Below are 13,717 nucleotides of genomic sequence, written 5' to 3' on the forward strand. Positions count from 1 at the left end.
CGAGGTTGAGTGGAAATTGGCATGTCAGATCCTGTAACCAACGCAGATATCGAGGATGTTCTGTCCTCTATTCGTCGGCTCGTGGCAGAGGACGAACGCCCGGATGTGGTTGCACCGTCCACGCCTGCGGCGTCGGATCGGTTGGTGCTGACCCCTGCGCTGCGCGTGATGGAAACCGAGGCCCCCGAGGAAATGGTTTCGGCCGATACTGCAGATCTGGTCGACGAAGATGATTCGACCGAAACCGACTTGCCTGAACCCGAACTGGTCGAAGGTCACGAACTCGCGGATCTGGACGTTGACGACAGCGCCAAGCGAAATCTCGAAGCCCGCATTGCCGAACTGGAGGCCGTGATCTCGGACACCGGTGGTCAGTGGGAACAAGACGGAGAAGAGGGCAGCGCCAACGCCGGTGGGGCTGTCGACAGTCTGAACTGGAGCGAAGACGAATCCGAGCCTGACCCTGAGATCGAAGAGGCCCAGATGGCCGAGTTGGTCGAAGAGGACATGTCTGGCGCGGATACTGTGGCGGCGATGCCGTTCCTGCGCCACAAGTTCAGCGTTCCCGACGAAAATGCTGCTGAACCGGAAACGGCGAGCGAACCTGACGCAGGGTCTGATCTGGACGAAGAAGAGGCTTCGGTTGATGAGCCCGAGGTTGACGCCGAGGTTCAGGCCGAATTCCAGCCCGAGATCCCCGAACCCGATCCGGTGCCTGAAATGGCGGCGGAACCGGTTGTCGAGGACATCAACGAGGAACCCTATGACGGGCAGGATTTCGTGGTTGATGAAGAGGCGTTGCGGGCGCTGGTCGTCGAAATCGTCCATCAGGAATTGCAGGGCAAGCTGGGCGAGCGGATTACTCGGAATGTCCGCAATCTGGTGCGCCGCGAGATCCACCGCGCCCTGACCAGTCAGGAACTGGAATAATCCGGTTCTGACGCCAGCGCGATCAATCGATCTATGTCCAGGTGCTGCTCCATGTGATGTGCAAGCGCGTCCAGCGTTTCCTCGACCATGTGCTCGTAACTGATCCCAGCCGTGCCACCCATTTCCGCCAACACCGCCCTGCGGAATCCGTCCGCGCTGAACAGCCCGTGCAAATAGCACCCGCGTACCCGCCCCCGCGCGGCGCCGGCGGGCTGGCCGTGCACGGACAGCCAAGCATTCGTGCAATCTGGCCCGGTGGTGTCGCCCAGATGAATTTCATAACCTTCCAATCTGTCCCCCGTAGGCAGATAGGTCGCCGGGGTCAGCGCCAGATGCTTGCGCGGTTGCATCGTGGTTTCGATGTCCAGATGTCCCAGACCATCAACGCTGGCAGGGGCGCCCTCCAGCCCCTCGGGGTCATGGATCTTGCGGCCAAGCATTTGATATCCCCCGCAAATCCCCACGACATACCCGCCGCGCCGGATATGCGCTGTCAGGTCGATGTCCCAGCCTTGGGCCCGGAAAAAGGCCAAGTCCGCGATGGTGGATTTCGACCCGGGGATCAGGACAAGGTTGGCGTCTCCGGGCAGGGGGTGCCCGGGCTGGATGATCTGGACCGAGACCCCTGGCTCGGCTGACAGAGGATCCAGATCGTCGAAATTGGCGATGCGTGGCAGCTGCGGAACGGCAACCTTGAACGCGCCGTCTCCGCCCGAGGCGATGTCCAGAACATCCTCGGCGGGCAGTTTCCAAGCGTCGTGGAACCACGGCAGTACCCCGATCGAGGGCCAGCCGCTGCGCTGTTCGATATATTGAATTCCGTCGTCGAACAGGCTGACGTCACCGCGGAATTTGTTGACGCCAAATCCTCGGATCATCGCGGCGTCGCCGAGGTCCAGCACTGCGCCGGTCCCGATCAGCTGCGCAATCACACCGCCCCGGTCGATATCCCCCAACAGGATCACCGGCACGCCCGCCGCGCGGGCAAACCCCATGTTGGCGATGTCGCCCTTGCGCAGGTTGACCTCGGCCGGGCTGCCCGCGCCCTCGACCAACACGATATCGGCCTGGTCGCACAGACGCTGAAAGCTTTGCAGGACATAGGGCATCAGGCTGGGTTTGTTCTGCCCGAAATCGCGAGCCTGCTGCGTGCCAACCCGTTGCCCCTGGACGATCACCTGCGCGCCTTGTTCGGATTCGGGTTTGAGCAGCACCGGGTTCATGTCCGTATGCGGTGCGACACGTGCGGCACGGGCCTGAAGCGCCTGGGCGCGGCCGATTTCTCCGCCATCGCTGGTCACGGCCGCATTGTTGGACATGTTTTGAGGCTTAAAGGGGCGGACAGACAGGCCACGATTGACCAATGCGCGCGCCAGACCCGCAACGAACATGGACTTGCCCACGTTCGAGCCCGCCCCCTGGATCATGATCGCGCGTGCCATTTTGCCTCCGAACCCTTTGCGACCGGTCTAGGGGGCATCTTGCCGGTGGAAAAGCCTAAAAGAAAACGCGCCCCCATAAGGGAGCGCGTTTTTCATCAGATAAGGGGCAGAGACCTTAGGCGGCCTCGGCCTGTTGAGCTGCATTGCGGCGTTCGCTCTCTTCGCGCGACAGCGCAACCGAGGTACGAACCCCTTTGGAGACAAACTCCATCAACCCGCCCACAACACGTTCGTTGGGGTCGATACCGGCGCAGGACAGCACTTCGCGACCATCGCGCGAACGGGCCCAGCGGGCGATCTGTTCGGGGCCATTGCCGTATTTCTTGTCATCGGCGATGGCGTCATCAAGTGCAGCCAACACAACGGCTGCAAACAGTTTACGTGCACGGTTGCCCTGCTCGTTATTGAAGGCGGTGCCGTCAACGAAATCTTTCATGATTCGTCCTTTGTTATTGCTCTTGCGTTTTCTGGCGTGGCGCTCCTTATGACGGATTGAATGTGATTCGGATAGGCTCTATTTGCATGGCTATCATGCAAATTTTGCATAACTCGTGCATCATTTAACCTAAATCTCGTCTTCTTGCGCCAAGGGCCGACACAAGATATAGGAACGGTCAGAATCCAATCAACCTTTGAGCAAGGTTTTGCCAATATGCCCAAAATCAACGGTAACGAAATCCGTCCCGGCAATGTGCTGGAACATGACAACGGCCTGTGGGTCGCGGTAAAGGTCGATCATGTGAAGCCCGGCAAGGGCGGTGCCTTTGCTCAGGTCGAAATGAAGAACCTGCGCAACGGGTCCAAGCTGAACGAACGCTTCCGCAGCGCCGACAAAGTCGAGCGCGTGCGCCTGGAACAGAAAGACCAGCAATTCCTGTATGAAAACGACGGGATGCTGGTGTTCATGGACACCGAGACCTTTGATCAGGTCGAACTGCCCGCCGATTTGCTGGGCGATCGCCGCCCGTTCCTGCAAGACGGCATGACCGTTGTCATCGAATATTATGACACCGAGGCGCTGAACGTCACATTGCCGCAAAAAGTGACCTGCAAGATTGTCGAGACCGAGCCGGTCGTCAAAGGCCAGACTGCTGCGAACTCGTTCAAGCCAGCGGTGCTGGACAACGGCGTGCGTGTGATGGTACCGCCCTTTGTGGCCCAGGACGAAGATATCGTGGTCAACACCGAGACCATGGAATATTCCGAGCGCGCCTGATTACACAGATCTCTTGGGAGGAGGTCGAGCGGAGAGCCGGGCATCGCCCGGCTTTTTGCTGTCTGATGAATGCGCGATAGCTGTGGCGCAGCTTAGGAGAGCGGGGTCCACCGAAGCGTCGCGTCCCCCGCTGTCATCGGCCCCTTTGCGCGGTCAAAACGCAGATAGGCGATGGCGCGGCCGCCCGATTGGGTGAACAGGGTCCCGGCCTCTTTTTCACCGGCCATGATCTTGGTGCCAACGGGGGCGCTGCCCTGGATGTCGACGAGGGTCAGGCCTTTGCGCAGCTCGGTCTTGTGCTTCATCCGGGCGGTGACCTCTTGGCCGACATAGCAGCCCTTGCGGAAATCGACGCCATTCAGACGTTCAAACCCAGCCTCAAGAATAAAGGTATCCGGTGTCAGCTCGATCCCGGTTTCGGGGATGCAATGGGCCACGCGGATAGCATCCCAATCGGTGCCGTCCTGCGCGTCCGTCTGGCCGTACAAACGCCAACCCATCGCGTCATGGCGCGGGTCCGTCACAGCGCCGTCGGGGGCCTGGCCGGTGCCGCGCGCGACTTTCAGATCGGTTTCGTCCAGGCTGACATCGGCGCGCAGTTTGTACATGTTCAGCCGGGGCAGGATCGTCGCGGCCAGGGCCGCATCGATATCCAGCAACACGTCGTCGCCGTCGGGAATCAGGAAAAAATCCGCCATATACTTGCCCTGCGGCGTCAGCAGTCCGGCGTAAACGGGCCCATCGGACAGGCCGCTGACATCATTTGTCACCAGCCCTTGCAGAAAATGCTGGGCGTCTGCTCCGTGAATGCGGATGATCTTGCGTGTCATTTTAGTCTCCCGTCCTGCGCCTGAGTTTAATATAGGCTTAAGGCGCGAGGACAACAGGGGATGCGAACATGCGCGCGGCACTTAGCGTGGTGATACCGGTGTTGAACGCCGAACGGGCATTGCCCGCTTGTCTGGCCGCCTTGATGGAGGGGCTGGAGGCCGGGGTGATCCGTGAGTTGGTGATTTCGGACGGGGGCTCGACCGACACGTCGCTGCAGATCGCTGACGAGGTTGGGGCGATCGTTGTCAGTGGCCCGCCCTCGCGCGGGGGGCAGCTGCGGCGTGGTGTGGCGGCCTCGCAAGGGGAATGGGTGCTGTTGCTGCATGCCGATACGGTGCTGGATTCCGGCTGGTCCGAGGTGGTTTTGACCCATATGCAGACGGGGCGGGCGGGGTATTTCCGCCTCGGGTTTCGCGCACGGGGATGGGCCGCGCGATGGGTGGCCGGTTGGGCCAATCTGCGCTCGCGCCGGTTTGGGTTGCCGTATGGCGATCAGGGCCTGGTTCTGACGCGCACCATGTTGGACAGCGTCGGGGGCGTGCCTGAGATCCCCCTGATGGAGGACGTAGCGTTGGCGCGTGCCTTGCGTGGCCAGTTGACCGAGCTGCCGCTTATCGCCCGAACAAGCGCCGAGAGATACGAGTCAGAAGGCTGGTTTCGCCGGGGGCGTCGGAACCTTTGGACCCTTTGCCGTTACCTTTGCGGCTCTGATCCTGAGCGGCTAGCGCAAGACTATCTGCGGTCGGCCCGTCGGTCTTGAATTGCAGGGCGTGCAGGTCGGCATAGATACCCCCACGCGTCAGCAGTTCGTCATGGGAGCCTTCGTCAACCACGCGGCCCTTGTCCATCACGATGATCTTGTCGGCGTTGCGCACGGTGGACAGACGGTGGGCGATGACAAGCGTGGTGCGGCCCTTGGCCAGCTTGTCCAGCGCGTCCTGCACCACCCGTTCCGATTGCGCATCCAGGGCGCTGGTGGCCTCGTCCAGCAACAGAACAGGCGTGTCGCGCAGCAGGGCACGGGCGATGGCGACACGCTGACGCTGCCCGCCAGACAGGGACGAGCCGCGCGGCCCAACCGGCGTATCCAGCCCGCTTGAAAGCTTGGGCAGGAAATCCTGCACATGGGCGGATTTCAGTACCGCATGCAGTTTGTCCATCGGCACGTCTTTGCGTCCCAGCAGGATGTTTTCCCGCAGGGTTTCGTCAAACAGCGCCGCATCTTGCGAGACAACCGAGAACAGCCCGCGCAGGTCAGGCAGGCTCAGGTCTTTGGCCTCGGTTCCACCAACCATGACCTTGCCCAATTGCGGATCCACCAGCCGGGTCAGCAGGTTGAACACGGTGGATTTCCCCGCACCCGAGGCGCCAACCAGGGCCGTTGTCTTGCCCGCAGGCGCGACCAGCGTGGCCCCCTGCAAGACCTTGGTATCGCCATAGGACAGCTGTACGTTTTCCAGCCGCACCTCGGGGACACCCGCAGGCGCGGGGCGCGGTTGCGCCGGGGACACCAGCGTGGGCTGTTCGTCCAGCAGCTCTTTGATCCGTTCGATCGCAGCGGCGGCGTTTTGCCAGACGCCCGAGACCGAGCCAAGGCGGCGCAGCGGCTGGAACGCAAAGCCAATAGCGGTGAAGAACGACATGAACTCACCGATGGTTTTCTCGCCGGCGATGATCTCGCGGCCGCCAAAGATCAGCACGCCCATAAAGCCGATCCCGGCCATCACATCAATCAGCGCAGGCATGGAAGCCGCGCCCAGAACGGCGCGGACTTCGGCCTTGATCAGCTTTTGGGTCAGCGCCCGGTAGCGGCTGGATTGGTACTCTTCCAAACGGTTCAGTTTCACCGGGATCAGCCCGTGGAACACCTCGTCCAGACGGGTGGACAGTTTTGCGCCGGAATCACGGGCCTCGCGGGCGCGGCGTCGCACGAATTTCTGCATGGCTGCGGCAGGGGCCACCATCAGCGGGGTCGCGATACAGGCGACCAGCGTCCATTGCCAATCCACCGAGATGGCGACGCCCATCAGGATGATCAACGAGATGAAATCCCGCCCCGCCCCCGTGATCACCGCGTTCCAGACCTGGTTCACGCTTTCGACATCGCTTTGGACGCGCTGGATCAGAAAACCGGGCGGGTGGGTCTGATGGAATTTCCCATCCAGCCGCATCAGGTGATCCAGAAGTGAAGTCCGCATATCCGCTGCCGAGCGTTGCGAAATCAGCGCCAACAGGCCCTTTTGCCCCATCGTCGCGATGGCGCGTACACAGAAAATGCCGAAAAAGGCAAAGCTGACCCACCAGATCGCGCCATAGTCACCCGCCACGAAAATCTGGTCGAACATCGGGTTCATCATATAGCTGAGCGCGCCCAGCATCGCGCCCTCGGTCGCCATGAACAGGACGGCGGCGATCAGCAGCCACAGGTGTTTGTGCAGGTAATTGCGCCACAACCAGCGCAGCAGGTATCCCGAGGAAGTGTTCGGTGTCGGCGTCTCGGCCATGGGGGCCCTTTCGGCGATAGGCGGGCGCGATGCCCGCTACGGTTCCGGCCGAGTTTTATGTGAGCAGGCCCATGGGTGCAAGCATGGGCATTTCGCGACGTTAGGGGGCCACCGTGGAATTGCGGAATTGACGCTGCCGCGCAGAGGAATACGCTCGATTGGTCACTATCACGGAGTTGTTCCCATGAGCCTTGCAAACGGACAGCATTATCTGGCCATTCCCGGCCCCTCGGTCATGCCCGAGGCGGTGCTGCGGGCGATGCATCGCACCGCGCCCAATATCTACGAGGGCGAGCTGGTCGACATGATGGGGGGGCTTGTGGCCGATCTGAAACGCGTGGCCCGCACCCGCCACGAGGTCGCGATCTATATCTCGAACGGTCATGGCGCGTGGGAGGCAGCCCTGTCCAACGTGATCGCGCCCGGTGATCGGGTGCTGGTGCCCGCAACGGGCCGGTTTGGGCATGGCTGGGCGGATATGGCCGTGGGGTTGGGCGCTGACCCGCAGATCCTTGATTTTGGGCGTCAGACGCCCTTCGACCTGGATCAGATCGAAGCGGCCTTGCGCGCGGATACCGACCACAAGATCAAGGCCGTGCTGGCCACCCATGTCGATACGTCCTCGGGGGTGCGCAACGATATCGCCGGGTTGCGCGCCGCGCTGGACGGGGCGGGGCATCCGGCGCTGTTGATGGTGGACTGCATTGCCTCGTTGGCCTGCGACGTGTTCGAAATGGATGCCTGGGGCGTCGATGTGATGGTCGCCGCCAGTCAGAAAGGGCTGATGGTGCCGCCGGGGCTGAGCTTTGTGTTCTTCAGCGACCGCGCAGCGACCGTGCGCGCCGGTATGGAGCGTGTCAGCCGGTATTGGGATTGGGGGCCGCGCACCGCCCCCGAGATTTTCTATCAGTATTTCGGCGGCACTCCGCCGACGCATCACCTCTATGGTCTGCGCGTGGCGTTGGACATGCTGCACAGCGAAGGGATGGAGCAGGTCTGGCTGCGCCACGCCACGCTGGCCCGTGCGATCTGGGCTGCTGCCGATGCCTGGGGACAGGGCGGACCGATGAGCCTGAACGTCGCTGATCCCGTGCATCGCAGCCACGCGGTGACCTCGTTGCGGCTGGGGGCGCCGCTGGGGACGCAGCTGCGCGAATGGGTCCAGCACGAGGCAGGCATGACCCTGGGCATCGGCCTGGGCATGTCCGAAGAGGGTGACCCCAATGGCGACGGGTTCTTTCGTATCGGCCATATGGGCCACGTGAACGCGCAGATGGTGATGGGGATGCTGGGCTGTATCGAGGCCGGATTGACCGCGCTGGAAATCCCGCATGGCGCGGGCGCTTTGGCGGCGGCGGCGGCAGTGATGGCTGATGGTGCGAAACCCTAGTGGGGTGACAGGCGGTTGATCAGGGTGTGCAGGCCCAAACCGGTTAACAGGACGGCAGGCAAGCCCCAGACCACCCAGATCAGGCCCAGCAACCACAGCAGGTTGACGAAGCCCATCACCAGGGCTGCGTTGGTATAATTGGGTGCTTCTCTCATGCTGTCAGCCTAGCACGAGACGGGTAAGCAAAGAATGAAAAGCCTGTGATCAGCCAGCGCGCGCGGCACCGAGTGCCTGTGGAAGCAGCACTTCCAGCTGGTCCAGATCCTGTGGCCGGCCCGCGCTGACCCGGATGCAGCGGTCTTGGGGCGCGACAAAGGGCATGCGCACGAACAGGCCCCGCGCCACCAATTCGTCCAGGACCTTTCGGGCAAAATCTCCATCCTGTCCGCAATCAATGGCCACGAAATTGGTCGCCGAGGGCAGGGTGCTAAGCCCATTCGCCCGGGCGATCTGGTCAATACGCGCGCGCGCCGCCGCCACATTGGCCACGGTTTGGGACAGGTAATCCTGATCCGCCAAAGCCGCCAGCGCTCCGATCTGCGCGGCGCGGTTCATGCCGAAATGATTGCGGATCTTGTTGAAGGCGGTGATCAGCGGCTCGGCTCCCAAAGCATAGCCCACACGCGCGCCCGCCATCCCGTAGGCCTTGGAAAAGGTGCGCATTCGGATCACGCGCGGATCGTTGATATCAATCTTGGCGGCTGTGCCTTGGGGGGCGAATTCCACATAGGCCTCGTCCAACACAAACAGGGTGCCCTCGGGCAGGTTTTCCATCGCAGCGACGATATCCGACCCGTGGTGCCAGGTGCCCATCGGGTTGTCGGGATTGGCTAGGTAGACCAGCTTGGCGTCAACCTCGGCAGCCTTGGCAAACAGGGCCGTGGGATCCTCGTGATCCCCGGCATAGGGCACGGTGTGCAGCACGCCTCCGAACCCGGCGACATGATAGTTGAAGGTTGGATAGGCCCCGGCCGAGGTCACGACTGCATCGCCGGGGGCGACCAGCATCCGCACCAGATATCCCAGCAGCCCGTCGATGCCCTCGCCCACAACGATATTTTCCGGCGCAACGCCGTGATGTGCGGCCAGCGCCTGTTTCAGATCATAGGATTCCGGATCGCCATACATCCATTGATCCGCCGCAGCCTCGGCCATTGCTGCGATTGCCCGCGGCGAGGGGCCGAATACATTCTCGTTCGCCCCCAATCGCGCAACAAAGGGCTGGGCGCGGGCGCGCTCCTGCGTTTCGGGGCCGACAAAGGGCACAGTGGCGGGCAAAGAGGCACAAAGCGGGGTATAGCGAGGTCCGGTCATGCGGCCAGATAAGCGCGTTTGCGCGAGCGTGGCAAGCCGTGGCAAGCACCGGGACTTGCCCCTACGTTCCGGTGGATTTTGAACGGGTTTGGCCGATACTGACCGCAAAACAGGAGGAGAGACCATGGCCCGCGTATCCGTCGAGATCGAAAACCACATCGCGCGCGTGACATTGACGCGCGGGGACAAGATGAACGCTCTGGATGCCGAGATGATCCAGGCGATCGTTGCCGCCGGGGAAAGCCTGGTGGACAACGCAGATGTGCGCGTGGTGATCCTGACGGGTGAAGGGCCGGGCTTCTGCGCTGGGCTGGATACCTCGAATTTCACGGCGCATGCGGGGTCTGACCCGGTCGAGCTGCTGGTTCCTCGGACGCATGGGAACTGCAACCTGTTCCAGCAGGTCGCCATGGTCTGGACACAGGTTCCCGTGCCCGTGATCGCAGCGCTGCACGGGGTGGCCTTTGGAGGCGGGCTGCAATTGGCGTTGGGGGCGGACATACGCATCGCCCACCCTGAAACGCGCCTGTCGGTGATGGAGATGAAATGGGGCATCGTCCCGGATATGGGCGGGATGGTGCTGCTGCCACGCCTGCTGCGCTCGGACGTGGTGCGCAAACTGATCTATACGGCCGATCAAATCATCGCCGAGGACGCCGCCCGGATTGGTCTGGTCACCGAGTTGTCCGAGGACCCGCTGGCCACAGCGACGGAGTTGGCAGAGCAGCTTGCGCTCAAAAGCCCCTCGGGCCTGCGCGCGGCCAAACGCCTGATCGCCTTTGCCGAAAGCGGAGCAGACGAACCCGCCGTGCTGATGGAGGAAAGCCGTGAACAAGCCAACCTGATGGGCAAGCCGGATCAGGTCGAAGTGATCATGGCCAATATGCAGAAACGCACCCCGAAGTTTGGATCGGAACGCTAGCCGCATGGAGGGGAGTGGGAAGGGGCTCTGCCCCTTCTTGGCCTATGGCCAATTCATCCCCGGAGTATTTGCACGAGCAAAGAAAGGGTGAGGTCAGATAGCTGAGCCCGGCCGGCCGAAGGCCGGCCCCCCGCCCGCCGCAGGCGAGGCTGATCTTTGATCAGCCCAGTTCCTCCAGACGGGCCAGCGCCAGTTTCAGTTTTTCCTCTTCGGCTTCCTTAAGCGCCAGGTTGCCGCGGGTTTCGGCTACGACTTCCTCGGGCGCGCTTTCGACGAATTTGGGGTTTTTCAGGCGTCCGCGCAGGCCACCCAGTTCCTTGGCCAGTTTCGTTAAGCCTTTGGTTAGGCGTGTTTTTTCTTCGTCGACGTCGATGATATCTGCCAGGGGTATCCCGAAGGTGCCGCCGTCCACGGGGATGGTTGCGGTGCCTTTGGGGAAGTCCTGCGCCTCGGTCAGGCTGTCGATCCGGGCCAAGCGTTTGATCAGCACCTCGTTATTGGCCCAGGCCGCTTTGCCTGCGTCGTCCAGCCCGGTCACCATCATCGGCACATACAGCCCTGCAGGCACGTGCATTTGCGCGCGGGCCGAGCGGACCTCTTCGATCAGGGTGATGACCCAGTTCATTTCAGTGTCGGCGCCCGCATCGATCAGATCGGCACCGCTGTATTCGGGCCAATCGGCATGCACTAGCATTTTGGGTCGTTCACCAGTGACGCCCCACAGCTCTTCGGTGACAAAGGGCATGATCGGGTGCAGCAAGATCAGGCATTGGTCCAGAACCCAGCCCATGACGGCGCTGGTTTCGGCTTTTTCCGCGTCCGAGCCGTCCAGCAGCAGGGGTTTAGAGAATTCTACGTACCAATCGCAGACCTTGCCCCAGACAAAAGCGTACAAAGCGTTGGCCGCGTCGTTGAAGCGGTAGGCCTCCAGCGCCTCGTCCACCACTTCGCGCACGCGGGCGGTTTCGCCGATGATCCACTTGTTCACCGTCGCAGTGGCGGTGGGGAGCTCGGACGAGGGCGCGCCGTTGGCGTAGACGCCATTCATTTCGGCGAAACGGGTGGCGTTCCAGATCTTGGTGCCGAAGTTGCGATAGCCCTTGATCCGGTCCTCGGACAATTTCAGCACGCCGCCGATGGCAGCCATCGAGGCATTGGTGAACCGCAGCGCATCCGCGCCGTATTCGTCGATGATCTCCAGCGGGTCGATGACGTTGCCGGTGGTTTTCGACATCTTCTTCCCCTTCTCGTCCCGCACCAGCTGGTGCAGGTACACGGTATGGAAGGGAATTTCGTCGACCACGGCCAGCTGCATCATCATCATCCGGGCGACCCAGAAGAACAGGATGTCAAAGCCGGTGATCAGCACGTCGGTGGGGAAGTATTTTTCCAGTTCGTCCGTCTGTTCGGGCCAGCCCAGCGTGCCGATGGGCCAGAGGCCCGAGGAGAACCAGGTGTCCAAAACGTCAGGGTCGCGGGTGAGCGACTTGCCCCCCGACATTTCAATGGCTTCGGCCTCGGTGACGGCGCAGTATTGGTTTCCTTCGTCATCAAACCAAACCGGGATCTGGTGCCCCCACCACAGCTGGCGCGAGATGCACCAAGGCTCGATGTTTTCCAGCCAGTGGTAATAGGTTTTCTCGCCCAATTCCGGGATGATCTTGGTTTTGCCGGTGCGCACGGCCTCCAGCGCGGGTTCCACGATTTTCGAGGTTTCCACGAACCACTGGTCGGTCAGCATCGGCTCGATCACCACCTTGGAACGGTCGCCGAAGGGTTGCATGATCGGTTTGTTTTCCACATAGGGAACAATGACTTCGATCTCGTTGCCTTCAACATCCTTGCGAGTCTTGGTCGTCGTGACGGCCAGACCTTCGTCGGTGATCTGGCTGACGACCAGTTCGCGCGCCTCGAACCGGTCCAGACCGCGGTATTCTTCGGGCACGAGGTTCAGCGCGTCGACTTCCATCTCGGCGAAATCAGCGCCGTCTGCGATTTCCTGGGCGCGGGTGGCACAGGTGACATAGTCGCTGCCGTCCGCGCGCATGTGGCCGCGCGTGTCCATCAGGCGGTACATCGGGATGCCGCCGCGCTTGGCCACTTGGTAGTCGTTGAAATCATGCGCGCCGGTGATTTTCACCGCGCCCGAGCCGAAATCGGGATCGGGGTATTCGTCAGTGATGATCGGGATCAGGCGACGGTGTTCCTTGGGGCCCACCGGGATTTCGCACAGCTTGCCCACGATGGGCGCATAGCGTTCGTCCGAGGGGTGCACGGCCACGGCGCCATCGCCCAGCATGGTCTCAGGCCGGGTGGTGGCGATCGAGATATAATCGCGGGTCTCGCGCAGGGTGACGTTGCCGTCTTCGTCTTTTTCGACGTATTCATAGGTCTGACCGCCCGCCAGCGGGTATTTGAAATGCCACATGTGGCCGGGGGTCTCGATGTTTTCGACCTCCAGATCCGAGATGGCGGTTTCGAAATGCGGGTCCCAGTTGACCAGACGCTTGCCGCGATAGATCAGGCCCTTGTTGTACATTTCCACGAAGACCTTGATCACGGCGTCATGGAAGTTGCCGTGCTGATCGGATTCGGGGGCTCCGGGAGCGCCGGACATGGTGAAGGCGTTGCGCGACCAATCGCAGGACGAGCCCAGACGTTTGAGCTGGTTGATGATCGTGTCGCCGTACTGGCCCTTCCATTCCCAGACTTTCTCCAGGAAGGCGTCGCGGCCCAGCTCGCGCCGGCCGGCGTTGCCCTGGGTGGCCAGCATCTTTTCGACTTGCAACTGGGTGGCGATGCCTGCGTGGTCCTGACCGGGCTGCCACAGGGTGTCGAACCCGCGCATCCGGTGCCAGCGCATCAGGATGTCCTGCAGCGTGTTGTTGAAGGCGTGACCCACGTGCAGGGCGCCCGTTACGTTGGGCGGCGGGATCATGATGCAGAAGGTTTCCGCGCGCTTTGCATTCGCGCCCGCAGTAAAGCAGCCAGCCTTTTCCCATGCCTCGTACAGGCGGTTTTCAGCTTCGGCCGCGTTGAAGGTCTTTTCCATCGCCATGATCCAGAACTCGCGTCAGATTTTCCGTTTGCGGACCCGTCTAGCGAATTGGGCCGCGAAGGGAAAGCGGCTTGTCCCAAAAGGGGCGTGCTGACGCACGCGCTGGATAT

General features: G+C 61.9%; 11 protein-coding genes and 1 pseudogene. 5 read left to right on the forward strand and 7 right to left on the reverse strand.

Annotated features, from left to right (window positions below; all coding sequences use genetic code 11):
* Positions 1-21: 21 nt before the first annotated feature.
* The gene (locus tag ACXADQ_RS10170) at positions 22-930 is read left to right on the forward strand and encodes a hypothetical protein (protein WP_475319787.1); all 909 of its coding nucleotides are present in this window, start codon (positions 22-24) and stop codon (positions 928-930) included.
* Here the strand turns inward: ACXADQ_RS10170 and ACXADQ_RS10175 are convergent.
* Positions 915-2,372, reverse strand: coding sequence for a cobyric acid synthase (locus ACXADQ_RS10175; RefSeq protein ID WP_475319789.1), 1,458 nt, complete (start codon positions 2,370-2,372; stop codon positions 915-917). The genes ACXADQ_RS10170 and ACXADQ_RS10175 overlap by 16 nt on opposite strands.
* 115 nt (positions 2,373-2,487) lie before the next feature.
* Positions 2,488-2,808: a DUF6280 family protein gene (locus tag ACXADQ_RS10180; RefSeq protein ID WP_420568247.1), complete on the reverse strand. Its 321-nt coding sequence runs from the start codon at positions 2,806-2,808 to the stop codon at positions 2,488-2,490.
* Between the two features lie 216 nt (positions 2,809-3,024).
* On the opposite strand from ACXADQ_RS10180, the gene efp reads away from it, so the two are divergent.
* On the forward strand, positions 3,025-3,588 hold the full coding sequence (efp, locus tag ACXADQ_RS10185; RefSeq protein WP_475319795.1) for an elongation factor P: 564 nt from the start codon (positions 3,025-3,027) through the stop codon (positions 3,586-3,588).
* Between the two features lie 92 nt (positions 3,589-3,680).
* Here efp and ygfZ read toward each other — a convergent pair whose 3' ends face one another.
* Positions 3,681-4,418 carry a CAF17-like 4Fe-4S cluster assembly/insertion protein YgfZ gene (gene ygfZ, locus ACXADQ_RS10190; RefSeq protein ID WP_475319798.1) on the reverse strand — a complete coding sequence of 246 codons (738 nt, stop codon included), beginning with the start codon at positions 4,416-4,418 and terminating at the stop codon, positions 3,681-3,683.
* A gap of 68 nt (positions 4,419-4,486) precedes the next feature.
* On the opposite strand from ygfZ, the pseudogene ACXADQ_RS10195 reads away from it, so the two are divergent.
* Positions 4,487-5,095, forward strand: a pseudogene (locus ACXADQ_RS10195) (glycosyltransferase); the annotation flags it as partial.
* Here the strand turns inward: ACXADQ_RS10195 and ACXADQ_RS10200 are convergent.
* Positions 5,031-6,923 (reverse strand): ABC transporter ATP-binding protein, encoded by a 1,893-nt coding sequence (locus ACXADQ_RS10200; RefSeq protein ID WP_475319801.1) that lies wholly within the window; start codon positions 6,921-6,923, stop codon positions 5,031-5,033. The pseudogene ACXADQ_RS10195 and the gene ACXADQ_RS10200 sit on opposite strands and share 65 nt — an antisense overlap.
* Positions 6,924-7,107: 184 nt before the next feature.
* On the opposite strand from ACXADQ_RS10200, the gene ACXADQ_RS10205 reads away from it, so the two are divergent.
* Entirely contained in the window at positions 7,108-8,313 is a 1,206-nt protein-coding gene (locus tag ACXADQ_RS10205) for a pyridoxal-phosphate-dependent aminotransferase family protein (RefSeq protein ID WP_475319805.1), read from the forward strand.
* Here the strand turns inward: ACXADQ_RS10205 and ACXADQ_RS10210 are convergent.
* Complete coding sequence (locus ACXADQ_RS10210) at positions 8,310-8,468, reverse strand: hypothetical protein (protein ID WP_475319809.1); 159 nt, start codon at positions 8,466-8,468, stop codon at positions 8,310-8,312. The two genes, ACXADQ_RS10205 and ACXADQ_RS10210, sit on opposite strands and share 4 nt — an antisense overlap.
* A gap of 49 nt (positions 8,469-8,517) precedes the next feature.
* On the reverse strand, positions 8,518-9,627 hold the full coding sequence (locus ACXADQ_RS10215; RefSeq protein ID WP_475319813.1) for a pyridoxal phosphate-dependent aminotransferase: 1,110 nt from the start codon (positions 9,625-9,627) through the stop codon (positions 8,518-8,520).
* Between the two features lie 124 nt (positions 9,628-9,751).
* Between ACXADQ_RS10215 and ACXADQ_RS10220 the strand changes: the two genes are divergently transcribed.
* Positions 9,752-10,549 carry a crotonase/enoyl-CoA hydratase family protein gene (locus ACXADQ_RS10220; RefSeq protein ID WP_475319817.1) on the forward strand — a complete coding sequence of 266 codons (798 nt, stop codon included), beginning with the start codon at positions 9,752-9,754 and terminating at the stop codon, positions 10,547-10,549.
* A gap of 160 nt (positions 10,550-10,709) precedes the next feature.
* Here the strand turns inward: ACXADQ_RS10220 and ACXADQ_RS10225 are convergent, their stop codons facing one another.
* Complete coding sequence (locus ACXADQ_RS10225) at positions 10,710-13,607, reverse strand: valine--tRNA ligase (protein WP_475319822.1); 2,898 nt, start codon at positions 13,605-13,607, stop codon at positions 10,710-10,712.
* Positions 13,608-13,717 lie beyond the last annotated feature (110 nt).

This window comes from Thalassovita sp. ABM4_323 (genome assembly GCF_056158665.1).

Bases quoted from the DNA above. Each gene is read 5' to 3' on its own strand.
- ACXADQ_RS10210 (WP_475319809.1), bottom strand. From the start codon at position 8,468: ATGAGAGAAGCACCCAATTATACCAACGCAGCCCTGGTGATGGGCTTC.
- ACXADQ_RS10175 (WP_475319789.1), bottom strand. From the start codon at position 2,372: ATGGCACGCGCGATCATGATCCAGGGGGCGGGCTCGAACGTGGGCAAG.
- ACXADQ_RS10180 (WP_420568247.1), bottom strand. From the start codon at position 2,808: ATGAAAGATTTCGTTGACGGCACCGCCTTCAATAACGAGCAGGGCAAC.
- ygfZ (WP_475319798.1), bottom strand. From the start codon at position 4,418: ATGACACGCAAGATCATCCGCATTCACGGAGCAGACGCCCAGCATTTT.
- ACXADQ_RS10205 (WP_475319805.1), top strand. From the start codon at position 7,108: ATGAGCCTTGCAAACGGACAGCATTATCTGGCCATTCCCGGCCCCTCG.
- ACXADQ_RS10170 (WP_475319787.1), top strand. From the start codon at position 22: ATGTCAGATCCTGTAACCAACGCAGATATCGAGGATGTTCTGTCCTCT.
- ACXADQ_RS10200 (WP_475319801.1), bottom strand. From the start codon at position 6,923: ATGGCCGAGACGCCGACACCGAACACTTCCTCGGGATACCTGCTGCGC.
- ACXADQ_RS10220 (WP_475319817.1), top strand. From the start codon at position 9,752: ATGGCCCGCGTATCCGTCGAGATCGAAAACCACATCGCGCGCGTGACA.
- efp (WP_475319795.1), top strand. From the start codon at position 3,025: ATGCCCAAAATCAACGGTAACGAAATCCGTCCCGGCAATGTGCTGGAA.
- ACXADQ_RS10215 (WP_475319813.1), bottom strand. From the start codon at position 9,627: ATGACCGGACCTCGCTATACCCCGCTTTGTGCCTCTTTGCCCGCCACT.
- ACXADQ_RS10225 (WP_475319822.1), bottom strand. From the start codon at position 13,607: ATGGCGATGGAAAAGACCTTCAACGCGGCCGAAGCTGAAAACCGCCTG.